Below are 22616 nucleotides of genomic sequence, written 5' to 3'. Positions count from 1 at the left end.
CGGGCGGATCGTCGGTGGTGACGAGGCAGGTACCAGTGGCGCGCCGGGAGGATGACGGCAGCCGTCCGTACGGGCGCCCGTCTCCCCGCGCACCACTCGAGGACCGTCCCATGACCCAGCTTCGGCGCGCCGCGCACACCGCTTCCCTCCCTCCCGCCGCCCCCTCCGCTCCCGTGTCGGCGGCCGGTGCCGTCGGCCGGGCGGTCATAGGTGGTCTCGTCATGGCCTCGGCCCTGGGTGCCGGCACGGAGGTCGGTCCGCGCCTCGCCGCTGCCGCAGGGCTCACGGGCTGGCCGGCGCGTCTGGTGCCGGCCGCGCTCGTCGGTGCCTCGGCAGTCGCTCTGGTCGCACTGGCGCTGCGCCGGGACGGGCTGCCCCTGGGGCGGCTCGGGTTCGGCGGTGCGGCGGCAAGCCTGCGCGGACTGCTCACGGGGGCCGGCGTGACGGCTGCGGCGGCGGCGGTCGTCCTCGGTGCGGGCACGGCCGCGGGGCTCCTGCGCTGGTCCGGTCCCGATCCCGTCGCCCTGGCCCGCTTCGTCCTCACGAACGGTGTGGTCGCGCTGCTGCTGGAGGCTCTTCCGGAGGAGACGACGCTGCGGGGCTACGCATGGCGGTCGCTGCGGGACCGGTTCGGCGGCAGGGGCGCCGCCCTGGGTACGACGGCGGTGTTCCTCGCGGTGCCGGGGATGTCGACCGTGGTGGGAGCGCTGACGGCGACACTGATCGGGACCGAGCCCGGGCCGGTCGGGGTGGCGCCCGAAGGGCTGGACCCGGCCCCGTACCTGTTCGTGATGGCCGTGTTCGGGATGACCCTGGTCGCGGCCAGGACGGCGGGGAGCGGCGCGCCGCTGTGGGCCGCCATCGGTACCCATCTGACCTTTCTCACCGTCAACCGCATCCTGCTGGAGGGCGACCGGCGAGGAGCCGGCTGGCACGCGGAACTCACCGGCCCCGACGCGGTGTTGCTCGTGCCCGCGTACCTGCTCTTGGCCGCCGCCGGATTCCTTGTGTGCCGGTGGGCCGGGAGGCGGCGGCACCGCGCCGCGGGTACGGGGCGCGGCACTGCGCCCGGCACATGAAGGCCGGGCGCAGTGAACCGGGGTGGGGGACTCCCCCACCCCGGTGGTCGGACGGCCAGGGCCTGTTGTGAAAGTGCTGGTCACAGCCAAGAGCCGAGTCATCCACGAAAGAGTGATGCTGCTGGGTCGCGGCGGGGGCTTGGATCTTGCCACTGAGACGATAACCGTGTTCGGTGTGACCGGCCGCGACACCAAGGAGTCGTCGAAGCATGTCCAAGCCTGTTGTCAGTATCTGGGGCCCACTTCCGGGGGCTCAGCCCGCAGCCGCGGAAACGGAGCCCTGGGACACCAAGTGGGAGCTCCGCAACGGGACCGCCTGGGTCTTCTACAGCTCATCCGACCAGACGGCCGTCCAACGGCCAGTGATCCTCGCCGACGGCTTCGCCATGGGAGGGAGCAACGGCCACGTGCTGTACGACGGCCTGGAGAACGGGGACTACCCGTTCATCTCCTCGCTGCGTGAGAACGGCTTGGACGTTGTCCTCCTGGGCTTCAACGACCGGTCCGCGTCCATCCTCGACAACGCCGACGTCGCGATCGAGTGCATCCGCAGGACGGTCGCCGACCGCGAAGGTGACGCCATGCTGACGGTGGGCGGCTTCAGCATGGGAGGAATGGTCACCCGCTACGCCCTGGCCAAGATGGAAAGGCAGAGGGAGGACCACCAGACCTCCACCTACCTCTCCTACGACACCCCGCACCGCGGCGCGTGGCTGCCCCTCGGCGTCCAGGCATTCGCCCATTTCGTGAAGGAACACTGGGGCAACACCAACCCGTTCCTCAGCCTCTACTCCGACCTGGTCAACAGCCCGGCCGCACGCCAGATGCTGCGCTGGCACGTCGAGACCGGCACCGAGGTCACCCTCGACGTCGCCGCCGGCCAGGATCAGGAACGGACCGACTTCCTGGAAGCACTCCAGCGGGTGGGCGACTGGCCCATGCGCCCCCGCCTGCTCGGTGTCGCCAACGGAACGGGCACCGGCGTCGGGAACAACATCCCCGCCGCCGACACCGCGATGGCCGCCCTCGGACCGAAGGCGAGCGCCCAGCTCCGTACCCAGGGCCAGGGACGGCAGACCGTCGCCCAGATGGCGGAGGCACGCCAGGCACCGGTCTCGATCAAGACCACCGGCTTCCCCGAACTCGACGGCGCTCCCGGCGGCCTGTTCCCCAAGGCGCCTCTCCTGGAAGACGCCGCCAACTTCGGCATGGCTGCCGTGCTGGCCGCGATGGTCAACGAGCAGCCGGCGGAACTCACCCACAACGCCTCCACCTTCGTCCCCACCATCAGCGCCGTGGCGTCGGCCGACATCGACGACCACACCGCCCTCTACTCCAAGGTCGACCCCGAGCGGAGCGAACTCCACCACTTCCTCTGCGCCACCACCAACGAAGGCCACACCGTCATGACCCCGGAGCTCGGCAAGTGGATCCTGGCCCAGCTCCAGGACGCGTAACCACCGGCCAAGGACGCCTTCGGCGGGTACGGTTTCCGACAATCGCTGCAACGCCGAACGCCAGCCGCTGACACGCCCCCGACGGCGGCCTCACCCTCCAGCACCACGAGGGCGAGGCCGTCGTCCGGTGCTGCAACCTGGGGGCCTGTCGTGAAGGTGCTGGTCATGGCCATAAGGGTTTCTGACCCTGCTCCACCGCAAGGTGGATCTTGCTCGTCAGGCCCACTGACCATTCGTCAGATCCCCGCGTCCCGCAGCACGCGATCACCAACGAACAAGATCCACTTCCGCAACAGACCCTAGTCGATGTCGATCTGCCCGCCGGCGCGTCCCTGCTCGCGCTGTTCGCCCTCGTCGTTCACTTGCGCCGGGCCCTGCAGCTCCTTGAAGCCGTTGGCGTGGCCGGGCCGCTGGGCGCCGCCGCCCAGGTTCTGCCGGACCGAGTCGAGGATGGTCAGGCCCTGGCCGACGAGCCCGGCGGCGATCTCGCCGAGGCCGTCGGCGCCGTTGAGCACGTTGACGTTGGCGCCGGAGAGGCCGCCTGCGGCCTCCTTGACGATCTGCGGCAGCTGGTCGATGAGCATCCGGTCGAGGGCGACCCGGTCGTGCGAGGCTGCGGCCTCGGCCTGGATCTTCATCCGCTCCGCATCGGCCTGGGCGAGGATACGGATGCGCTCGGCCTCGGCCTCCGCGGGCTTGACGATCTCCGCGACCAGCTGCTGCTGGCGGAGCTTGGCCTGCCGCTGGGCCAGCTCGGTCTGGGCCGCCAGGACCTCCTGCTGGGCGTGGGCCTGGGCCAGCGGACCGGCCTGGGCGGCCTTGGCCTGGGCCTGGTCCACCTCGGCCGTGTACTCGGCCTTGACCACCGCGGTCTGGCGGGCGTACTCGGCCTGCTTCCGGGCGGCTTCCTGCTCCGCCTCGGACGCGGCCTGGGTGGCCTGTGCCTGGGCGATCTGGGCCTGCCGCTGGATCGCGGCCTTGTGCGGTGCGGACATGGCGTCGATGTAGCCGGTGTCACCGTCGTCGATGGACTGGATCTGCAGGGAGTCGACGATCAGACCGATCTTCGCCATCTCGGCCTTGGATGTGTCCAGCACCTCCGTGGCGAGCTTCTGGCGCTCCGTCACGATCTCCTCGACCGTCATCGAGCCGATGATGGAGCGCAGATGACCGGCGAAGATGCGGCCGGTCAGGACCGACATCTGGTCCTGGTCGGAGAGGAACCGCTGACCGGCGTTGACGATGCTCTCGTTGTCGTTGCCCACCTTGAAGGCGATGACGGCGCGGACGGTGAGCGCGATGCCCTGACGGGTCACGCAGGTCTCGGCGACCTCCGCCTCGCACATCGCCAGCGTCAGGAAGCGGGTCTTGCGAAAGACCGGGAGCACGAACTTGCCGTGGCCGGTCACCACGCGGAACGGCGCACCCCCCAGTCCACGCCTGCCACCCGAGATCAACATCGCCTGATCCGGGGCGGGTACCCGGTAACCGAACATCCTTGTCTCCTTAACCTGCGTCGGCGGCGCTGTCGCCCAACGCGTCCAACGGATCGGCCCACCCGACGACATCGACCTGTCGCGCGCCTCGGGAGTGGACCACGAGCACGGTGGCCCCTGTCGGCAGGGGCTCCTCGGACCAGGCGAGGAAGGTCTCGGTTCCGCCTCTGACACGTACCTGGACCTCGCCGGGTCCGGCGGGTCCGCGCGTACCGATGAGAAGCTCCCCTGTACAGCCGATAACGGCATCGTCCTCTGCCATCTCCCGGCCGCCCCTCGTCGTGCTGGTTCTGGAGTTCAGACCTTAGTCCCACGCGACCCGGGCGCCGCCTCCGGGTATGCGCAACGGCATGCCACGGGAGCGTGCGCCAAATCCTCCGGCACACGCTCCGCCAGGCCCTGCCGTTTCCGCGGCGGCTGCCCGTGCTACTCGTCCTCCTCGAGCACCCGGCCGACCTCGTGAGGCTCGTGCAGCTGTGCCCGGATGTGCAGGACGTCCCCGATGAACAGGTCGTAGATCAGGACGCCGACGACGCCGCCGACGAACGGTCCGACGATCGGGATCCACCAGTAGTTGCTGAACGCCCCCGACAACGTGCCCGGCAGGGCCAGATCACCCCATCCGGCGGCGTAGGTGAACAGCCGCGGGCCGAAGTCACGGGCGGGGTTGATGGCATAGCCGGCGTTCGCACCGTAGGACATGCCGATGGCGGCGACGACGAAGCCGATGACCACCGGTCCGAGGTTGGCGCGCACCGCGGTGTTACGCAGGTCGGTGATGGCCACCACCAGCATCACCAGGAACGCGGCACCCACGATCTGGTCGAGCAGCGGACCCCAGATGCTGCCGTGGAAATACGGCGCCGGGAACGTCGCGAAGATCGAGAACGAGGCCAGGGTGTGCCCGTTCGTCTTGGGTCCCTTCATCGCCGCGTCGAACGTGTTGATGGCGTCGTGGTACACCGCGTACACCAGCGCGGCGCCCGCGAAGGCGCCCAGGAACTGCGCCGCCCAGTACGGCAGCACCCTGGGCCACGGAAACTTGCGGCGCACGGCCAGCGCCAGTGTGACGGCCGGGTTGATGTGCGCGCCGCTGACACCACCTGCGACATAGATGCCGAGGATGACGGCGAAGCCCCATCCCCAGGTGATGAGCAGCCAGTCCCCGGCGCTGATGAAGAACGTGGTCGGGCCCGACGTACGCCCGGAGCCCGGCAGCGCGGCGACGGCCATCGCGACCACGCCGCAGCCGAAGGCGATCAGAACGAGAGTCCCCAGGAACTCGGCGAGGCACTCGCCGAGCAGGCCCCCGCGGCGCTTCAGATGAGAAGTCCCGATGAGGGGACTGATTTCCGTAGCCATTGGCGATCTCCGATCGCTGTCGTCCCTTTACGTGGTAACCCCCCGCGCATGCCCCTGCAACTCAGCGGAACGGGCCGGGACACCACCCGCGCCGCCGCCGAAACCGCTGGTGGGCGGCGTGCCCCGGATGGGCGCCGGGCGCTCCGGGCGGCGGGCGCGTCCGCCGTTCGGGTGACCTCCGTGGACGCCGGGCACCGTCCGCAGGGGCCGGAATTCGCCCATGAGGGGTGATGCGCGGACGGCTCCGACGCGTGACGCTGCGGTTGCCCGTCGACCGATGCGTGTGCCCGAGCGGACCACGCCGACTGCGGAGGCAGCAATGACCGGATCGCCGCACCCCACGATGGCCCGGGAGAGCGACCCCAGCGACGCCCTGGGCGACCTGGGCGGCTCATGGACCTGGGCCCTCGGCTTCGGCCTCATCACCCTCGTCGCAGGCATCCTCATCCTGGTCTGGCCGAACGAGACCCTTCACATCCTGGCCATCATCATCGGACTGCAGCTGCTCCTGGCCGGAGTGTTCCGCTTCGTCTCCGCCTTCTCCCGCCGCGGCGAGCAGCAGGGCGGCAGGCTGCCGGCGGTCCTGGTCTCGGCCCTCGCCGTCCTGGCGGGCGTGCTGGTGCTGCGGCACCAGACGCAGACCGTCGCCGTGCTGGCGCTGATCGTCGGTGCGTTCTGGCTGGTGTCCGGCGTCCTCACCGCGTTCGTCGCGATCTCGGCGACCGACCTGCCGCACCGTGGCACGGCCTTCGCCCTGGCCGCTCTCGGAGTCGTCGCCGGGGTGTTCGTGCTCGCCTTTCCGGTGGACTCCGCCGTCGCACTGACCCGGCTGCTCGGGCTGTGGTTCGTCCTGCTGGGGCTGGCCGAGGTCGCCGGGTCGCTGGTGCTGCGCTCGGCGTTGCGGCGGGCGCAGGCGCCGTAGCACGCGGCCTGGTCCGTCCGGACCGTCCGCGCGGTTCACTCCCGCGGGGTGAGGCGATCATCCTCCGCGCGGCGCAGTCTCGGACACGACGGGACACCGGCGTCGCGGAGGATCCACCCCCGTCGGGGCCGGAGACCGGCAGGCCGTGGGCGCACGTCCTGGCCGGCCGCGCGTCCGCCACACCAATCGCGAAACGAGGCCATCATGACCACAGGCGTCAGGCAACGCTCGGAAACGCATCTGGCCGCGGCCAGCGGACTGGTGATGTTCGCCGCCATCCTGCTGATGGTCGCGGGATTCCTCGACCTGTTCCGCGGCATCATGGGCATCGCCCAGGACGACGTCTTCGTCGTCGCGCCGAATTACGTCTTCAAGTTCGACACCACCAGCTGGGGCTGGATCCACATGGTCCTCGGTGCCCTCGCGATCGTGGTGAGTGCCGGCCTGTTCAAGGGCGTCACCTGGGCACGCTACGCGGCCATCGGTTTCGCGAGCCTGCTCATCATCGCCAACTTCCTGTCCATCCCCTACTACCCGCTCTGGTCGATCGTCGCGATCGCCATGTACGGGTTCATCATCTGGGGGCTGTGCGTGGCGCGGAGCGCGGACTTCGACAAGGGAATCTGAGGCCCGGCGCGCAGCCGGGCACACAGTGGACCGCCGGTCCGGCCGGAGAGGCCGAGGGCCGCGGGGGTACCGGGCAGGGCCGTTCGGTCCTGCCCACCGGCGTTCCCCGTGCCAGAATCACTTAGGTAAGAAATCAGCCGAGCGGCAGATACGTACGGAGAGCTCGCGCGGGGGACCGCAGAGATGCCGGGAGGCGCGGGCCGCTGATTCTGCGCGGTGATGCGATGGCAACCCCCTACCCCCATGCCGAGTCCCCCGGGACGGAGAGCGGGCCACCGGGCTCCGGACCGCGTCCGCACGCGTCGCCGTGGAGGCTCTCGCCCCGCGGTGACCCGCTGCTCGGCGTCCGGGTCACCACGCCCGCGCTCCCCCGGACCTTCGTCCGCCGCCCGCGGCTGCTGGGGCTGCTCTCCGAAGGGGTCCGCAAGCCCCTGGTGCTGGTGAACGGTCCGGCCGGTGCGGGCAAGACCCTGCTGGTCGCCGACTGGTTCGCCGGGCCCCTGCCCTGGCCGGCCGCGTGGCTGACCGTGTCGTCCGACGACAACGCACCCGGCCTGTTCTGGGCGTACGTCCTGGAGGCGCTGCGGCGCTGCGGTGTGCCGCTGCCCGACGACGTGGGGAGCCCGGCGCGCTCGGACGAGGTGGACCGGGCGCTGCTGTCACGGCTCGCCGCCCAGCTGGGCGCGCTGCCGCAGCCGGTGCTGCTCGTCCTCGACGAGTACGACCGGGTGACGTCCCCCGAGGTCGCAGCCCAGCTGCACTTCGTGCTGCGCCACGCGGGTTCGGGGCTGCGCCTGGTGCTCATCAGCCGCTCCGAGCCGCTGCTCCCGCTGCACCGCTACCGCGCCGCCGACGACATCGCCGAGGTCCGCGCCGCGGATCTCGCCTTCACGCCCGACGAGACCGCCGTCCTGCTGCACCGGCACGGTCTGCCGCAGTCACGTGAAGCGGCCCGGGCGCTCACCGAGCGGACCGAGGGGTGGGCCGCGGGTCTGCGGCTGTTCGCGCTCGCCATGCTGCGCACCCCGTACGCGGACACCTTCGCCAAGGAGTTCGAGGCGGGGCACAGTGTCGTCGCCGACTTCCTGCTGTCGGAGGTACTGGCCACCCAGCCGCCCCGGACCCAGGACCTGCTGCTGCGCACCAGCATCCTCGACCAGACCCACCCCGCCCTGGCGAACGCCCTCACCGGCCGTGAGGACGGCGAGTGGATCCTCGCCTCGCTGGAGCGTGCCAATGCGTTCGTGACCTCGGTGGGTCACCGGTGGTACCGGCTGCACCCCCTGTGCGCGGAGGTGCTGCGTGCCCGGCTGCGGGCCCGCCATCCGGGGCTGGAGCGGGAGCTGCACCGCAGGGCCGCGCGATGGCTGTGCGACGCCGGGTTGCTCGGCGACGCGCTGCCGCACGCCGCTGCGGCGGGTGACTGGGAGTTCGCGGCCGGCCGGTTCGTCGGCGACCTCGCCGTCGGGCGGCTGTTCACGGGCGTCGACATGGAACGGCTGGGCGCCCTGTTCTCCGGGATGCCGCGGGAGGTGCCCGGCGCCGCTCCCGAACTGGTCCGCGCGGCGCGGGAGCTGGCCCGGTACGACGTGGACCGGGGTCTGCTGCATCTGCGGCGCGCGGCGGAGCGGCTCGGGGACGACGGCACGGACGAGTCGGCTGCCGCGCGGCTGACGCACGCGTTTCTGCGCGTCATGGCGGGCGGCCTCCTCGGCGCGCCCGACCTGGCCGGGAACGCGGCCCGGGAGGCCGACGGGCTGATGCGGTGCGTCGCGGCCGAGCGGATCGCGGACCACCCCGAGCTGACCGCCCTGTTGCTGACCGCTCTCGGGTCGACCGAGCTCTGGGCGGGCAGGCCGGACTCCGCCCGCGACCGCCTCTGCGCCGCCGTGGCCGTGTCCGACTCCGCCGGGACCGCGTGGCCACGGCACGAGGCGTCGGGCAGGGTCGCCCTGATCGACGTCCTGCACGGCTGCCTCCGCAAGGCGGAGTCCCGCGCGAGGGAAGCGCTGGAGGTGGCCGAGCGTGCGGGTCTCGCACCGGCCCACTGCAGCGGGATCGCCCCGCTCGTGCTGGCGGCCGTCGCACTCGAACGCGCCGACCCGGCCGCCGCGCGCGACGCCCTCGCCCGCGCCGAGGAGGCGTCGGGCGCCGCCGCCGATCCGCTCGTCGCCACCAGTCTCACCGTGCTGCGCTCGCGGCTGGCGCTCGCCCGCGGTGATGCGCGCGTCGCACTCGACGTCCTCGACGGAGCGGAGGCCCGCTCCGCCGCGGGCGTGGCGTCCCCGTGGGCCGGCAGACATCTGGCGGTGGCCCGGTCGATGGCGCTCCTGGCGCGAGGAGATCCGGCGGCCGCCCTGGAGACGCTCGGCGAGGACGCCGCGGTATCGCCGGAGTGCGCCGTGGCGGCTGCCTGCGCCCGGCTGGAGGCGGGCGACGCCACGGCCGCCCTCGGCGTCCTGGACGCGGTACCCGCCGCGACCGCCGGCGGGCCGGGCCCCGCCGTGCGGATGCTCCTGCTGCGCGCCCGGATCGCGCAGACCCTCGGTGACGAGGAGGCGGCCCACCGGATCGTCGGCCGGGCGCTCAGGACCGGACGCCCCGAACTGCTGCGGCTCGCGTTCCTCGAATCCGGAGCATGGCTGCGCCGGCTGCTGCTGCGCCGGCCCGACCTCGCCGAGGACTGGCTGCCGCCGGTCCTGCTCCCGGACTGCGCCCGCACGCCCCCCGCTGTGCCGACACCGGCCGCCCTCGTCGAGCCGCTCAGCGGCCGTGAGCACGATGTGCTGAAGTGCGCGGCACAGATGATGTCCACCGAGGAGATAGCGGCCGAACTCCACCTCTCGGTGAACACGGTCAAGACGCATCTGAAGAGCGTGCACCGCAAGCTCTCGGCCAGCCGCCGCGGTGAGGCGGTACGGCGGGCCAGGGACCTTCATCTCCTGTGAGCGCGCGAGTCACCTATGCCGGGTGATGCACCCGGTCCTCGCGGCTGTGCACGATGGACGGGAAACGTCGGCGTCCGGCTGCGAGAGAGGCGCCTCATGCGATACGAAATCCGCGTTCTCGGAAAGATGTCGCACATGTTCACCGAGGCGTTCCCCGAGCTCAAGCACTTCGTCGTGAGCGACCAGACGGTCCTGTACGGGCCGGTCATCGACGAGGCCCATCTGTACGGCCTCCTGGCACGGTTCCAGTCGCTCGGCCTGCGCATCGTGGACCTCCACGAGCTTCCCGACTGACGCCGAACGCCGGGGCTGCCCACCGTCGATGACCGCCGAGGCTCGGCGGCAGGCGTCGGAGGGCGTGCCACCGGGCGACGGAATGCCCGACGGTCCGCCCCGGCCGGCACGGTCGTCGCTCCGGAGCGGCCCGCCCCGGAGCAGCCCGGTCCGCCGCCTGCGCGCGGCGGACCGGGCGACCGCGCGCCTCGGCCCCCCGCACCTCGGTGTCCGGGACGTCGGCGCGCCGGTCAGCAGATCCGCGGCAACTGCTCGCCCAGTGGCATGTCCACCACGCGCGTCCCGCCGAGTCCGGTGCGGGCCACCACCATGCCCGGGTGGGACTCGACCGCCTCGCCGATGACGGCGGCCTGCGCACCCAGGGGGTGGGCACGCATCGCCGCGAGCACCGCGTCGGCGTGTTCACGCGGTACGAAGGCGACCAGCTTGCCCTCGTTGGCGACGTACATCGGGTCCAGGCCAAGGACGGCGCAGGCGTTGGACACCTCGGGTGGGACCGGGACGGCGCGCTCCTGGAGGACGACGCCGGTGGCGGAGGCCGAGGCGATCTCGCAGAGCGAGGCCGCGAGACCGCCGCGCGTGGGGTCGCGGAGCACGTGGAGGTCGGGGGTGACGGCCAGCATCGCCTCCACGAGGCCGACGAGTGCCGCGCAGTCGCTCTCGATCTCCACCCCGAATTCCAGGCCCTCGCGCACGCTCATGATCGCCACGCCGTGGACGCCGATCGCGCCGCTGACGATGACGACGTCGCCGGGGGTGACGCGCTGCGGACGCAGGTCCACGCCCGCCGGGATCAGGCCGATGGCGCTGGTGTTGAGGTAGATGCCGTCGCCGTGGCCCGCCTCCACGACCTTCGTGTCGCCGGTGACGACCTCGACGCCTGCAGTGCGTGCCGCGGCGCCGATCGCCTCGGCCACCCGCTGGACGACCGTCAGCTCGACCCCTTCCTCGAGGATGACCCCGCAGGACATGTGGGCGGCCCGGGCGCCGCTCATCGCGAGGTCGTTGACGGTGCCGTTGACGGCGAGGTCGCCGATGCTGCCGCCGGGGAAGAAGAGCGGGCGCACGACGAACGAGTCGGTGGAGAACGCCAGTCGTGCGCCGCCGAGTTCGACGGCGGCCGCGTCGGTGGACTGCGCGAGCGCGGGGCCGCCGTACGCCGGGGCGAAGATCTGCTCGACCAGCTCGGCCGACAGGGCCCCGCCGCCGCCGTGGCCCATCACGACCCTGGGCAGGTCCCGGATCGGGGCCGGGCACGTCCAGGAGAGGACGTCCGGCGCGGACGGGGTGTCCGCTCCGGCAGCGGGTACGGCGCCGGGGCGGGCGGTGCGGACGGTGTCAGACAACGGTGCTGCCCTCCCGGGATCGGGGTCCGCCCTGCTGCGGTGCGGCCGAGGGTCCGGGGGAGGGTGTGAGATCCAGCCGCCGGTAGAGGTAGTAGGCGGCGCACGCGCCCTCGCTGGAGACCATGGTCGCGCCGAGCGGGGTGCGCGGGGTGCAGACGGTGCCGAAGGCCTCGCACTGGTGCGGCTTGAGCAGGCCCTGCAGTACCTCTCCGCTGCGGCACTCGGCGGGTTCCCGGGTGTCGATGTGCCCGACGGAGAAGCGGTGTTCGGCGTCGTGTTCCCGGTAGCGCTCCGACAGCCGCCAGCCGCTGTCCGGGATCACGCCGATGCCCCGCCAGGCGCGGTCGGTGACCTCGAAGACGTCTTCGAGCATCGCCTGCGCGGCGGGGTTCCCCTCGGGGCGCACCGCGCGCGGGTAGGCGTTGTCGACGGTGTGTTCCCCGCGCTCCAGCTGCCGCACGGTCCGGCGGACGCCTTCGAGGATGTCCAGCGGTTCGAAGCCGGTCACCACGATGGGCACCCGGTGGCGTTCGGCGAGCTCCGGGTACTCCCCCGTGCCCATCACACTGCACACGTGCCCGGCGGCGAGGAATCCCTGCACGCGGCAGCTGGGCGAGCGCATGATGGCCTCGATCGCCGGGGGCACCCGCACATGGGACACCAGGAGGCTGAAGTTGCGGATGCCGAGCCTGCGGGCCTGATACACCGTCATGGCGTTGGGTGGCGCGGTGGTCTCGAATCCGATGCCGAAGAACACGACCTCGCGGTCGGGGTTCTGCTGGGCGATCCGCAGGGCGTCGAGCGGCGAGTACACGACCCGTACGTCGCCGCCCTCGCCACGCACCTGGAACAGGTCGCGGCCGGTCCCGGGGACGCGCAGCATGTCCCCGAAGGAGCAGAAGACCACGTCGGGGCGCGAGGCGATCTCCAGGGCCTTGTCGATGACTTCGAGGGGCGTGACGCAGACGGGGCAGCCGGGGCCGTGGATCAGCTCCACCTCGTCCGGCAGGAGCTGGTCGATGCCGTGGCGGATGATGGTGTGCGTCTGGCCGCCGCAGACCTCCATCAGCGCCCACGGCCGGGTGACGGTGGCGCGGATGTCGTCGAGCAGGCGCCGGGCGAGATCGGGGTTCTGGAACTCCTCGATGTACTTCACCGGTTCACCTCCTGCTCCGCCTCGGCCTGCTCCCAGGGGTCGCCGAACTCCTCCTGGAGCAGCCCGAGGTTCTCGAACAGCTCCAGCGTCCGCATGGCGGACTCCTCGTCCAGTCGCTGGAGGGCGAAGCCCACATGGACGATGGTGTACTCGCCGACCTGCAGGTCCGGCATGTACTCTAGGCACACCTCCTTCACCACACCGCCGAAGTCGACCGTGGCCATGCGGGTGCCGTCCCGTTCCTCGATGCCCAGCACTCTGCCGGGAACCGCCAGGCACATGAGTTGTCTCCTCGCTGTCGCGCTGCGTGGCCCCGGCGCGGCCGGGGCCGGGGTGGTCAGTCGGGTGGTGCCGTGCCGTCGCCGGCAGCGGCGGTCCCGGCGGCGACGAGGAGCTGGCCGAGGGCCAGTCCTCCGTCGTTGGGCGGGACCTGTCGGTGGCGCAGCACGGTGAAGCCGTCGTCGCGCAGCCGCCGGGCACAGTCCGTGGACAGGAGGGTGTTGGCGAACACCCCGCCGCTCAGGGCCACCGTGTCCGGTCCGTACGCCTCGCGTGCCCGTCGGCACACCTCCGCCACGAGGCGGGCCACCGCGCGGTGGAAGCGGGCGGCGACGCGACCGGCCGGGACGCCGTCGCGGAGGTCGCCGACGACCGCCGCCAGCACGGGGGCCGGGTCGGCGGTCAGCGGTCCGGCGGACGGGGCGCTCAGTGCGAAGGCGTACGCGTCGCCGTCCTCCGGCTGCGCGCCCACCGCCGCCGCTTCGAGCTCGACGGCCGCCTGTGCCTCGTACCCGGAGTGGTGGCACACCCCGGCCAGGGACGACACGGCGTCGAACAGCCTGCCCATGCTGGAGGTGGGCACGCAGTTGATGCCCCGGTCCACCTGCCGCTGGAGTACCGCGAGTTCCTCGGGCGGGCAGGCGGCGACGCAGGGCAGGTCACCGGTCCAGGCGATGCCCGCGGCCCGCAGGTGCGCGAGGGCCATGCGGTACGGCCGGCGCACCGCCGCGTCCCCGCCCGGCAGCGGCACATAGGACAGGTGTGCGTGCCGGTGGTGGCCGGTGTAGTCGGCCAGCAGGAACTCGCCGCCCCAGACCGCGCCGTCGTCGCCGTATCCGGTGCCGTCGAAGGCGACGCCGATGACCGGGGTGCTGCCGTCCAGGCCGTGTTCGGCCATCGCGGAGGCGATGTGCGCGTGGTGGTGCTGCACCCGTACGAGGGGACGCCCTGCGGTGTGGCGCTCGGCCCAGCGGCCCGACCGGTAGCCGGGGTGCCGGTCCGCCGCGAGGAGCCGGGGACGCACTCCGGTGACGGACTCCAGCTGCCGCTCGGCCCGTTCGAAGGCGTGCTGGGTCGCGAGGTCGTCCATGTCGCCGATGTGGGCGGAGAGCCAGGCCTTGCGGCCGCTGCCCAGGCAGAAGGTGTTCTTGAGGTCGCCGCCCACGGCGAGCGACGGCGGGACGGACACGGGCAGGGTGAGCGGCAGTGGCGCGTATCCGCGCGAGCGGCGCAGCACCAGCGGCTCCCCGTCGCAGACCCGCACCACGGAGTCGTCGCACGGCACATGGATCGGCCGGTCGTGGGCGAGCCAGGCGTCCGCGAGGTGCGCGAGCCGCTCCAGGGCCTCCGCATCGTCGGTGACGATCGGCTCGCCCGAGACGTTGCCGCTGGTCATGACGAGCAGGGCGGGCCCTTCCGGGTCGCCCGGGAGGCCGAGCAGCAGGTGGTGCAGCGGGGTGTACGGCAGCATCACGCCGAGGTCGGGGCTGCCGGGCGCGACGCCGTCGGCGGGATGCGGGACTCCGGGCCGTGGCGCGGCGGCGGTACGGCGGCGCAACAGGACGATCGGCCGGACGGAGCCGGTCAGCAGGTCCCGCTCGGCGGGGCCGAGGTGCACGAGGTGTTCGACGTCCCCGAGGTCCCGGGCCATCAGGGCGAAGGGTTTGTCGCCGCGTGCCTTGCGGCGACGCAGCAGGGCGACCGCATCGGCGTTCGTGGCGTCGCAGGCCAGGTGGTAGCCGCCGAGTCCCTTGACGGCGAGGACGGCCCCGCGCGCCAGGAGCGCACGGGCCTGCGCGACCGGATCGGCCACGGGGCCGGGACCGTCCCCGGTCAGCCGCAGGCGCGGCCCGCACGCGGGACACGCCACCGGCTGGGCGTGGAAGCGCCGGTCCGCGGGATCGTCGTACTCGCGGGCGCAGTCGGGGCACAGGGGGAAGCGGGCCATCGTCGTGTGGTCCCGGTCGTACGGCAGTCCGGTGACGATGGTGAACCGGGGCCCGCAGTGGGTGCAGGTGATGAAGGGGTGCCGGTGGCGCCGGTCGCCGGGGTCGGCGAGCTCGCGCAGGCAGTCGGCGCACGTCGCGGTGTCCGGGGGGACGAGGGTGCGGACGGGGCCGCCGTGGTGGGACGCGAGGATGGTGAACCCGGTGGTGCCCGCGGTCGCCATGTCCTCGTGCCGGACCGTCTCGACGCGGGCCAGGGGCGGGGCGTCGGTGGCGACGCATGCGCAGAACCGTGCGACGGCGTCCGGCGCGCCCTCGACCTCGACGACGACGCCGTCGCCGGTGTTGGTCACGTGCCCGCTCAACTCCAGCCGCGCGGCGAGGGCGTGGACGAACGGCCGGAACCCCACGCCCTGGACCACGCCGCGTACGGTGACCCGGCGGCGCAGCGGAGCGGGGGCTCCTCCGGGCGCGGCCGGCCGTTCGGTCTCGGTCACGCGTGATGGCCGTGGACGGTCCGGGTCATCACCGGTGTGTGGAGCGTCGCGCCGTCGGCCGCGGCGAGGGCGCGGTCGAGCAGCACGCCCACGCCCTCGCCCGTGCGCACGGACGTGAGCGCCACCTCCACCCCGGGGTTGACCTGCTCGACGTGGGCGCGGAAGGCGTCCTCGTCGAAGCCCACGGCCTTGGCGATGTCGGTCTTGGTGACCAGGACTAGCTGGGCGAGCCCGAAGGCGGTGGGGTACTTCAGCGGCTTGTCCTCGCCCTCGGTGACGGAGGCGAGGACGACGCGCAGGGTCTCGCCAAGGTCGTACGAGGCCGGGCAGACGAGATTGCCGACGTTCTCCACGAACAGCAGCCGGGTGCCCTGGGGCAGCCATCCGTCGAGGTGTCCGCCGAGCATGCCGGCCTCCAGATGGCAGAGCCCGTCGGTGAGGACCTGCTTGACCGGGACACCGGACCTGGCCAGGCGCACGGCGTCGTTCTCGGTGGCGAGGTCCGCGGTGAGCGCCGCGGTGCGCACCCCCCGCTCGCGCGCCTGCTGGAGTTCCGCCTCCAGCAGAGCGGTCTTGCCGCTGCCAGGGCTGGACAGCAGATTGACGACGGTGGTGCCGCGGGCGGCGAGGTCGGTGCGCAGCGCGTGGGCGGCGGCGTCGTTCTTGGCGAGCACCGCCTGCTGGAGGTCGACGACACGGCACATGGTTCAGCTCTCCTGGGGGGTCGGCTCGCGGGTACGTTTCTGCCGAACGGAGGTGTCCGCGGTGGGGCCGTCGGGGGCGGGGCCGTCCGAGGCGAGGGCGTCGGAAGGAGGGACGTCCGGGGCGGGGGCGGCCGTGGTGGGACCCGCCGCGGCGGAGCCGTCCACGGTGGCGGCGGCCGGGGCGGTGCCGTCCGCCGGGCCCTCGTCCCACTGCACACCGACGACGCGCAGCTCGCGGCCCGACAGCAGTTCGGCGGCCGGAGTGCCGCAGGCCGGACAGCACAGGTCCGGCGGCATCCCGACCGCCCAGACGCGGGCGCACGGCTCGCACCGTGCCCGGCCGGGCACGGATTCCGTGACCAGCTCTGCGCCGGCCAGCACGGTGTCCGCACAGGCCAGTTCGAAGCAGAAGCCGAGGGCATCGGGGACCACTCCGGCCAGTTCGCCCACCTGGAGCCGTACCGTCCTGACGGAGGTGGCCCCGCCGGAGCGCGCGGCCTCCTCCACCTGGTCGACGACTGCCATCGCGATGGACATCTCGTGCATGGGTATCCGCGTATCCGTCCTGCCGAAGCCCTCCGGGGGATCCATTACAGGGCCGGCGGCGGGCCTCGGCGGACCGGCGCACCGGCGGCATGCGGCCGGGTACGCCATTCAGTGCAGCGGCCGTCCCCCGGCCGGGACCGCGGTGTTCACATCCGGCGGATCCGGAGGTAGCGCCGGATGTCCGGCAGGCTGTGCGCGAAGGCGGCGAGCAGGGCTGCGGCGGCGCCGCACATGACGAGCTTCTTCATGGTGTCCTCACGTTGTCGTCAGGGACTCGCGCACGAGACCCAGAATGATCTTCACTGCCTCCGTCACGGCGGCCTCGACCGGCGGGCTGAGGCCGATGCCCTCCTCGACGGAGCCGGGTTCGCACCCGACCACGACGATGCGGCGGGGCGGGGTCCCGCCGGTGCCCGTGCACAGGCCGTCCATCAGCGCCAGGACGGTGTCCGGGGACATGCCGTGCCCGTCGACGGGAAGGCACTCGGGCCGGACGGCGCCGGGTGCCGGGTCCTCGATGAGGTAGACCGTGCCCGGATCGCCGCCGCGAGCGGTGGCGTCGACCAGCACGAGCGTGTCGTAGCCGTCGAGCAGCTGGTAGGCGAGGTGGACGCCGCGGATGCCGATGTCGGCCACCTCGACGTGCGGCGGGAGGGATTCGGCCGGCAGCCTCTGTACGGTCTCCACGCCGAAGCCGTCGTCGCCGAGGAAGATGTTGCCGATGCCCGCGACCAGCGTGCGCGGGCCCGTCGGCGATGCCGTGCTCACGCGTCCTCCAGCCGGGAGGCGTCGCCGGCGGGCGGAGCGGCCGGCGGTGCGGCTTCGTCGTCCAGCGCGGTGACTTCGTCCGGCTGGAAGTACAGGAACCGGCCCTGCTCGCGGCGGATGTCCGCGCCGGGGTCGCCGTCGACGGTCACCGCGATGTGCACGCCCCCGTCCACGTCGTGCAGCACCGCCTCGACGACGGCGGTACGCCCGTGCAGGAACTGGTCCTGGGCGTCGGTTCGGCGCGCGCCCGGACGCAGCAGCACCCGGCTTCCCGCGCGCACCTGCCGGCCGTCGACGAGCACCGCGTCGTGCGCCGGATCGACGCCCGTGTCACCGCCCGGGTCCCACCACGGTGTGTCGGGGCGTGTGACGGCCCGGTCGTCCCGGACGGCCGGCTCCGGCCCGGTGACCTCACGCAGCGAGCGCACCGCGCCGTGCAGCCGCTCCAGGACCTCGGGAGGCATCGAGTCGGCCAGTTCGATGACGGCCGCGGCCCGGAGGTCCGTGCCGCGGGCCTCCCGCTTCTCCTCGTCGGTGAGTGCGGCGGTGCGCAGCGCGAGGATCTCGTCGATCTCGGTGGCGTCGTACAGGACGCCGGGGCTCTCCGGTGCGATGGCAGGGTGGTCGTCGAGGATGATCGGCGATGACAGGACGAGGTCGGCGCGGCCGGGCTCGCCCGCGAGGACCGGCCAGGTGTGCAGGTTCCGGCACGCGGCCACCGCCGCCCGGGCCCACTCCGGCGGGTCGGTCATCGACAGGAACGAGCCGCGGCCCAGGTGCAGCAGCAGATGCGCGGCGACGATGGAGTGGGGCAGCGCCGCGTCGCGGCCGGCCCCGGACTCGGGAGGTTCGGTGCCGCCGGCTGCGGGGAGCCAGGGGCTGGTGTTCTCCACGACTGCGGTCAGCCGCAACGCCCGGTAGGGGCCGGGGAGTTCCTCGGCCCGCAGCCGCAGGACGCCGCGGATCTCCTCGCGGCGGCGCACGAGCCGGCCGACGAGCCGTCCCGTCCCGTCGAGGACCGGTTCCGTCTCCTCGCCGGCGGGCCGGGAGAACGGCACCTCGACGCCGTCGCCGGTCAACTCGGCGACGGTGACGGCCGCTTCGACGCTCTCCTCGACCCCTTCGTCCCAGGGCATCAGGACGCGGTCCGGGAGGTGGAGCGCGGCGACGGTGTCGAAGCCGCCGTCGCCGCGCACCTGTTGGACGGTGCGCCGGTGGGCGTGCAGGAACCGCACCTGGGCGGTGAGCACCGCGTCGGCCTTGGGTTCCATCAGGCATTCGGTGTGCTGGAAGTCGTGCTCCGAGCCCGCGGCGCTCCATGCGGGCGGCACCAGGACCCCGAACTGCCAGCGCAGCCGGTTCTTGGCCGAGGAGGCACGGTACGGGTAGAGGACGTAGCCCTCGAAGAGGACGGCGTCGGCCACCTGCCGGGCGTGCGCGAGCCGTGCCCCGGTCTCCGGGGGGAGGGCGGTCGTCGTCATCGTTGCGTCCTCCCGTCCGGTGCGCCCTCGGTGCCGAGCAGGGCCCGTACGGTGGCCTCCCACGACGGCAGGGCGTGCCGCGAACGGAAGGCGAGGAGCGCGTCCATGGTGTCGCGGGGAAGCCTGATCCAGCCGCAGCCGGGGAAGTGCTGGTCGATCATTTCCTGCCAGACCTTGACCGGCATCCTGAAGGACGTCTCGCGGTCCCAGGGCACCGGGTGGACACGGAATCCGCCGGCGCCGGCGAAGGCGGTGCCGGAGAAGAGCAGCAGCAGGGGGACTTCGCCGCCTTCCAGGGCGTGCAGATAGCGGGTCGCGGCCACGTCCATGTCGTAGGTGCAGGGCACTACGAGGTCGGTCTCGGTCTCCCCGGTGAAGGAGGGGACCATGTGCGAGACCTGGGCGAACTGCACCGGCTGGAGCGTGCTGCCCCAGCGCGAGCGCTCGCCGAACAGATCGGCGAGTCCGCCGGCCTCCGTGTCGTCGTAGGCACGTCGCGCCGGTTCGATGCGGATCTGGCAGCGCAGCGCGAGGGCGTGCACCTGGGCCCGGTCGGACGCGGTGATGCGCAGCCGGAACACGAGGGTGGGCCCGGCGGCGTAGGCGTCGGCGCGTACACCGGTGCAGGTGAAGTCGAGTTCGGTCATGCCTGCCGACCCCCGGCGCTGCGGGCCCGGTGCCTGACGTCGTCGAAGAAGGCGTCGAGCGCGGCGCGGGCCTCGGCCCCGCCGTCGAAGCCCTGCCACAGCTGTCGCATGCGGCCCACGAGGGCGTAGCAGATGTCGATGGGCACGAGGTAGCACTCGGCGTGCCCGTCGGTGCGGCGCACCAGCAGTGCCTCCACATCGGGTTCGAGCTGTTCGGCGAGGGGGCTCACGTCGAGCAGGGTGCGGCGGGCGGGGGGTTCGAGTTCGCTCTCGGTGGCGCCGGCCGGGCTCGGGTAGAGCGCGACCAGGCGGTCGAGTGCGGCGTTGTGGAAGAAGAAGGCGACGCCGACCGGGATCTGCAGGACCGCCCAGGCGTTGTCGTCGAGCCGGTGGTCGGGGTCGGTGAGGAAACGGTCCGGGACGGCGCGGAACCGCCCGCGCGCGGTGCCCGGATGGGCCAGCAACTGGGCGCAGGGCGTACAGGCGCAGGCGAGGGTCCGCTTCTCGGTGTCGACGAGGTGCCGGTGTGCTTCGTCGGGGAGCGCCACTCCGCACATCTCGCAGCGCTCCTGCTGGGGCGGGCGGGGCACCGTGAAGCGCCACAGCCCGTCCCTGCGCCCCGCCAGCGGTCCGCCGTCCGGTCCGGCGTGCTGCGCGGTCACGGTGCGGAGTCCGCGGATACGCCGGTGGGGCGCCGGCCGATCTGGAGGAGGGCGGGTTCACGTGCCGCGCCGCCCGCTTCCAGCTCGACGCCGGTCACCTCGGGGGCGAAGCAGGCCAGCGCGTCCTCGGCGGCCCTGCGGATCGTCTCCTGGGTGCTCGGGCAGCCGCAGCCGCCGGATCCGGTGGTCCGCAGACGTACCACTCCGGTCGCCTCGTCGATCCCCGCGAGTTCGGCGCCCTGTGCGCGGATTCTGTCGGTGGCACGGGCGACCCGGGTGGCGAGGTCGTCGGGGTGCAGGTCGTGCAGGACGAGGAGGCTCGCCACGAGTTCGTCGCCGAGGAGGGCGGCGAGCGGGTCCGCCCCGGGCCCCTGGTGCTGTGCACGGCGCAGCAGTTCGAGGGCCCGGGCGAGTCCGGCGCCGTAGAAGTCCATGAGGACCCGCACCAGTTCCTCGGCGGCGGCCCGCGCCTGCGGGTCGCCGGAGGCGGCCAGCCGGTCGAGGACCTCCTCGACCTGCCGGCCCGCCTGTTCCGCCGTGACGGGGCGTGCGGTTGCGGTGGCGCTCATCCGGCGAGCCCGCTCAGTCCGGTGGGCATGTGCATCGTCTTCACCGTCTTGCCGCCGCCGACGTACATGTGGACGCCGCACGGCAGACAGGGGTCGAAGCTGCGGACCGTGCGCATGATGTCGATGCCCTTGAAGTTCTCCGGCGGGTTCTCCTCGAAGATGGGCGTGTTCTGCACCGCGTCCTCGTAGGGGCCGGGCGTGCCGTAGGAGTCGCGCACACTCGCGTTCCACGGGGTCGGCGGGTAGGGGTGGTAGTTGGCGATCTTCCCGTCCCGGATGACCATGTGGTGCGAGAGCACACCGCGCACGGCCTCGGTGAATCCGCAGCCGATCGACTCGTCCGGCACCTCGAACTTCTCCCAGGTCTGGGTGCGTCCGGCGCGTACCTCTTCGAGGCCCTTCTCCGCGCAGTGCAGCGCGACGGCCGCCGCGTACGCCTGGAAGTAGGTGCGGGCGCGGTTGCGTTCCAGGGCGTTGCTCCACCTCGGGATCTTCCACTCGAAGGTGGTCTCCGGCTTGGTCATCGTCTTCGGCAGGTTGATGACGACGCTGTTGCCGGTCGCCTTGACGTAGCCGATGTCGACGAGCCCGGACAGGGCCGTGGACCACAGACGGGCGATGGGGCCGCCGCCGGTGTCGAGGGCCAGGTAGTCCTTGCCGTCGTACCAGCGCGGGGACATCACCCAGCTGTACTTGTCGTCGAAGTCCCGCTTCTGCGGGGCGGGGATGGTGTGCTGGTTCCACGGGTGGCGCGGGTCGACGGGGTTGCCGAGCGGGTCCTGCGTGACGAACTGCTCCTGGCCCTCCCAGTCCTCGTAGTACGAGCTGCCGAGCAGGATCCGGATGCCCAGGTTGATCTTCGTGAGGTCGTTGGTGACCAGCTTGCCGTCCACGATGACGCCCGGGGTGACGAACATCTTCCGTCCCCAGTGCGTCATGTTGCGGTAGGTGAAGTCGCAGTACTCGGGGTCGTTGAGGGCCCCCCAGCAGCCGAGCAGGACGCGGCGGCGGCCGACTTCCTCGTAGCCGGGCATCGCCTCGTAGAAGAAGTCGAAGAGGTCGTCGTGGAGCGGGACGACGCGCTTCATGAACTCCACGTACCGCATCAGACGGCTGAGGTAGTCCGTGAAGAGCTGCACGGAGGCGACCGTGCCGACGCCCCCCGGGTAGAGCGTGGAGGGGTGCACATGGCGGCCCTCCATCAGACAGAACATCTCCCGGGTGTAGCGGCTGACCTGGAGCGCCTCACGGTAGAACTCGCCCTCGAGCGGGTTCAGCGAGCGCATGATGTCGGCGATGGTGCGGTAGCCGTGCTCGGCGGCGTGCGGGGCCTCGGTGCGCTCGGCGAGCTCCATGACGCCCGGGTTGGTCTCGCGGACCATCTTCTCGCAGTAGTCGACCCCGACCAGGTTCTCCTGGAAGATGTTGTGGTCGAACATGTACTCGGCGGACTCGCCGAGGTTGATGACCCACTCCCCGAGGTGCGGCGGCTTCACGCCGTACGCCATGTTCTGCGTGTACACCGAGCAGGTGGCGTGGTTGTCGCCGCAGATGCCGCAGATGCGGCTGGTGATGAAGTGTGCGTCGCGCGGGTCCTTGCCGCGCATGAAGACGCTGTAGCCGCGGAACACCGATGAGGTGCTGTAACACTCCGCGACGCGTTTCTGCTTGAAGTCGATCTTCGTGTGGATGCCGAGGCTGCCCACGATCCGGGTGATCGGGTCCCAGGACATCTCCACCAGGCCGTCGCCCTCGCGCGCCGCCTTGGTCCTCAGTGCCATCGTCTGCCGTGCCCTTCGTCGTCGAAGTCCGTGCGGGGTGTCGATCCGG

The 22616-nt window shown here is 72.3% G+C and carries 21 protein-coding genes and 1 pseudogene; 6 read left to right on the top strand and 16 right to left on the bottom strand.

Going from position 1 to position 22616, the window contains the following annotated elements; all coding sequences use genetic code 11:
* The first annotated feature begins 110 nt into the window (after positions 1–110).
* Both ACWCP6_RS30555 and ACWCP6_RS30550 read left to right on the top strand, forming a co-directional pair.
* The gene (locus ACWCP6_RS30555; protein WP_450935826.1) at positions 111–1079 is read left to right on the top strand and encodes a CPBP family glutamic-type intramembrane protease; all 969 of its coding nucleotides are present in this window, start codon (positions 111–113) and stop codon (positions 1077–1079) included.
* Between the two features lie 209 nt (positions 1080–1288).
* Positions 1289–2536 (top strand): esterase/lipase family protein, encoded by a 1248-nt coding sequence (locus tag ACWCP6_RS30550; protein ID WP_450935825.1) that lies wholly within the window; start codon positions 1289–1291, stop codon positions 2534–2536.
* Positions 2537–2835: 299 nt separating this feature from the next.
* Here the strand turns inward: ACWCP6_RS30550 and ACWCP6_RS30545 are convergent, their stop codons facing one another.
* The 3 genes from ACWCP6_RS30545 to ACWCP6_RS30535 form a co-directional block, all read right to left on the bottom strand.
* The gene (locus tag ACWCP6_RS30545) at positions 2836–4032 is read right to left on the bottom strand and encodes an SPFH domain-containing protein (RefSeq protein ID WP_450935824.1); all 1197 of its coding nucleotides are present in this window, start codon (positions 4030–4032) and stop codon (positions 2836–2838) included.
* A 10-nt stretch (positions 4033–4042) separates the two neighbouring features.
* Positions 4043–4294: a hypothetical protein gene (locus ACWCP6_RS30540; RefSeq protein WP_450935823.1), complete on the bottom strand. Its 252-nt coding sequence runs from the start codon at positions 4292–4294 to the stop codon at positions 4043–4045.
* Positions 4295–4458: 164 nt separating this feature from the next.
* Entirely contained in the window at positions 4459–5394 is a 936-nt protein-coding gene (locus ACWCP6_RS30535; protein ID WP_450935822.1) for an MIP/aquaporin family protein, read from the bottom strand.
* 319 nt (positions 5395–5713) lie between these two features.
* Between ACWCP6_RS30535 and ACWCP6_RS30530 the strand changes: the two genes are divergently transcribed.
* From ACWCP6_RS30530 to ACWCP6_RS30515, 4 genes are all read left to right on the top strand, one after another.
* Positions 5714–6316, top strand: coding sequence for an HdeD family acid-resistance protein (locus tag ACWCP6_RS30530; RefSeq protein WP_450935821.1), 603 nt, complete (start codon positions 5714–5716; stop codon positions 6314–6316).
* A 204-nt stretch (positions 6317–6520) separates the two neighbouring features.
* Positions 6521–6943 (top strand): DUF7144 family membrane protein, encoded by a 423-nt coding sequence (locus ACWCP6_RS30525; protein WP_450935820.1) that lies wholly within the window; start codon positions 6521–6523, stop codon positions 6941–6943.
* 224 nt (positions 6944–7167) lie between these two features.
* Positions 7168–9891 carry a LuxR C-terminal-related transcriptional regulator gene (locus ACWCP6_RS30520; protein WP_450935819.1) on the top strand — a complete coding sequence of 908 codons (2724 nt, stop codon included), beginning with the start codon at positions 7168–7170 and terminating at the stop codon, positions 9889–9891.
* 96 nt (positions 9892–9987) lie between these two features.
* Positions 9988–10185 carry a hypothetical protein gene (locus tag ACWCP6_RS30515; protein WP_450935818.1) on the top strand — a complete coding sequence of 66 codons (198 nt, stop codon included), beginning with the start codon at positions 9988–9990 and terminating at the stop codon, positions 10183–10185.
* 230 nt (positions 10186–10415) lie between these two features.
* Here the strand turns inward: ACWCP6_RS30515 and hypE are convergent, their stop codons facing one another.
* The 13 genes and pseudogenes from hypE to ACWCP6_RS30450 form a co-directional block, all read right to left on the bottom strand.
* Positions 10416–11531, bottom strand: coding sequence for a hydrogenase expression/formation protein HypE (gene hypE, locus ACWCP6_RS30510; protein WP_450935817.1), 1116 nt, complete (start codon positions 11529–11531; stop codon positions 10416–10418).
* Entirely contained in the window at positions 11524–12687 is a 1164-nt protein-coding gene (gene hypD / locus ACWCP6_RS30505; protein ID WP_450935816.1) for a hydrogenase formation protein HypD, read from the bottom strand. Before hypD ends, hypE begins: the two co-directional genes overlap by 8 nt.
* Positions 12684–12968 carry a HypC/HybG/HupF family hydrogenase formation chaperone gene (locus tag ACWCP6_RS30500; RefSeq protein WP_450935815.1) on the bottom strand — a complete coding sequence of 95 codons (285 nt, stop codon included), beginning with the start codon at positions 12966–12968 and terminating at the stop codon, positions 12684–12686. Before ACWCP6_RS30500 ends, hypD begins: the two co-directional genes overlap by 4 nt.
* Before the next feature lie 56 nt (positions 12969–13024).
* The gene (gene hypF / locus ACWCP6_RS30495; protein ID WP_450935814.1) at positions 13025–15409 is read right to left on the bottom strand and encodes a carbamoyltransferase HypF; all 2385 of its coding nucleotides are present in this window, start codon (positions 15407–15409) and stop codon (positions 13025–13027) included.
* On the bottom strand, positions 15406–16113 hold the full coding sequence (gene hypB, locus ACWCP6_RS30490; RefSeq protein WP_450935813.1) for a hydrogenase nickel incorporation protein HypB: 708 nt from the start codon (positions 16111–16113) through the stop codon (positions 15406–15408). The genes hypF and hypB overlap by 4 nt, the downstream gene beginning before the upstream one ends.
* A 183-nt stretch (positions 16114–16296) precedes the next feature.
* Positions 16297–16659 (bottom strand): annotated as a pseudogene (locus ACWCP6_RS30485) (hydrogenase maturation nickel metallochaperone HypA/HybF); the annotation flags it as partial.
* 146 nt (positions 16660–16805) lie between these two features.
* Complete coding sequence (locus ACWCP6_RS30480; RefSeq protein ID WP_450935812.1) at positions 16806–16907, bottom strand: DUF6893 family small protein; 102 nt, start codon at positions 16905–16907, stop codon at positions 16806–16808.
* A gap of 7 nt (positions 16908–16914) precedes the next feature.
* A complete protein-coding gene (locus ACWCP6_RS30475; protein WP_450935811.1) occupies positions 16915–17427 on the bottom strand; it encodes a hydrogenase maturation protease in 513 nt (170 codons plus the stop codon).
* Positions 17424–18908, bottom strand: a complete 1485-nt coding sequence (locus ACWCP6_RS30470; RefSeq protein ID WP_450935810.1) for a hypothetical protein — start codon at positions 18906–18908, stop codon at positions 17424–17426. The genes ACWCP6_RS30475 and ACWCP6_RS30470 overlap by 4 nt, the downstream gene beginning before the upstream one ends.
* Positions 18905–19555, bottom strand: a complete 651-nt coding sequence (locus ACWCP6_RS30465) for a DUF6084 family protein (RefSeq protein WP_450935809.1) — start codon at positions 19553–19555, stop codon at positions 18905–18907. The genes ACWCP6_RS30470 and ACWCP6_RS30465 overlap by 4 nt, the downstream gene beginning before the upstream one ends.
* A complete protein-coding gene (locus ACWCP6_RS30460; RefSeq protein ID WP_450935808.1) occupies positions 19552–20217 on the bottom strand; it encodes a DUF5947 family protein in 666 nt (221 codons plus the stop codon). Before ACWCP6_RS30460 ends, ACWCP6_RS30465 begins: the two co-directional genes overlap by 4 nt.
* Positions 20214–20786, bottom strand: a complete 573-nt coding sequence (locus ACWCP6_RS30455) for a hypothetical protein (RefSeq protein WP_450935807.1) — start codon at positions 20784–20786, stop codon at positions 20214–20216. Before ACWCP6_RS30455 ends, ACWCP6_RS30460 begins: the two co-directional genes overlap by 4 nt.
* On the bottom strand, positions 20783–22567 hold the full coding sequence (locus tag ACWCP6_RS30450) for a nickel-dependent hydrogenase large subunit (protein WP_450935806.1): 1785 nt from the start codon (positions 22565–22567) through the stop codon (positions 20783–20785). The genes ACWCP6_RS30455 and ACWCP6_RS30450 overlap by 4 nt, the downstream gene beginning before the upstream one ends.
* Positions 22568–22616: the final 49 nt, after the last annotated feature.

It is taken from the genome of Streptomyces sp. NPDC002004 (genome assembly GCF_053593975.1).
This window is presented reverse-complemented; position numbering and strand designations above follow the sequence as displayed.

Bases quoted from the DNA above. Each gene is read 5' to 3' on its own strand.
- ACWCP6_RS30555 (WP_450935826.1), top strand. From the start codon at position 111: ATGACCCAGCTTCGGCGCGCCGCGCACACCGCTTCCCTCCCTCCCGCC.
- ACWCP6_RS30550 (WP_450935825.1), top strand. From the start codon at position 1,289: ATGTCCAAGCCTGTTGTCAGTATCTGGGGCCCACTTCCGGGGGCTCAG.
- ACWCP6_RS30545 (WP_450935824.1), bottom strand. From the start codon at position 4,032: ATGTTCGGTTACCGGGTACCCGCCCCGGATCAGGCGATGTTGATCTCG.
- ACWCP6_RS30540 (WP_450935823.1), bottom strand. From the start codon at position 4,294: ATGGCAGAGGACGATGCCGTTATCGGCTGTACAGGGGAGCTTCTCATC.
- ACWCP6_RS30535 (WP_450935822.1), bottom strand. From the start codon at position 5,394: ATGGCTACGGAAATCAGTCCCCTCATCGGGACTTCTCATCTGAAGCGC.
- ACWCP6_RS30530 (WP_450935821.1), top strand. From the start codon at position 5,714: ATGACCGGATCGCCGCACCCCACGATGGCCCGGGAGAGCGACCCCAGC.
- ACWCP6_RS30525 (WP_450935820.1), top strand. From the start codon at position 6,521: ATGACCACAGGCGTCAGGCAACGCTCGGAAACGCATCTGGCCGCGGCC.
- ACWCP6_RS30520 (WP_450935819.1), top strand. From the start codon at position 7,168: ATGGCAACCCCCTACCCCCATGCCGAGTCCCCCGGGACGGAGAGCGGG.
- ACWCP6_RS30515 (WP_450935818.1), top strand. From the start codon at position 9,988: ATGCGATACGAAATCCGCGTTCTCGGAAAGATGTCGCACATGTTCACC.
- ACWCP6_RS30500 (WP_450935815.1), bottom strand. From the start codon at position 12,968: ATGTGCCTGGCGGTTCCCGGCAGAGTGCTGGGCATCGAGGAACGGGAC.
- hypB (WP_450935813.1), bottom strand. From the start codon at position 16,113: ATGTGCCGTGTCGTCGACCTCCAGCAGGCGGTGCTCGCCAAGAACGAC.
- ACWCP6_RS30480 (WP_450935812.1), bottom strand. From the start codon at position 16,907: ATGAAGAAGCTCGTCATGTGCGGCGCCGCCGCAGCCCTGCTCGCCGCC.
- ACWCP6_RS30470 (WP_450935810.1), bottom strand. From the start codon at position 18,908: ATGACGACGACCGCCCTCCCCCCGGAGACCGGGGCACGGCTCGCGCAC.
- ACWCP6_RS30465 (WP_450935809.1), bottom strand. From the start codon at position 19,555: ATGACCGAACTCGACTTCACCTGCACCGGTGTACGCGCCGACGCCTAC.
- ACWCP6_RS30455 (WP_450935807.1), bottom strand. From the start codon at position 20,786: ATGAGCGCCACCGCAACCGCACGCCCCGTCACGGCGGAACAGGCGGGC.
- ACWCP6_RS30450 (WP_450935806.1), bottom strand. From the start codon at position 22,567: ATGGCACTGAGGACCAAGGCGGCGCGCGAGGGCGACGGCCTGGTGGAG.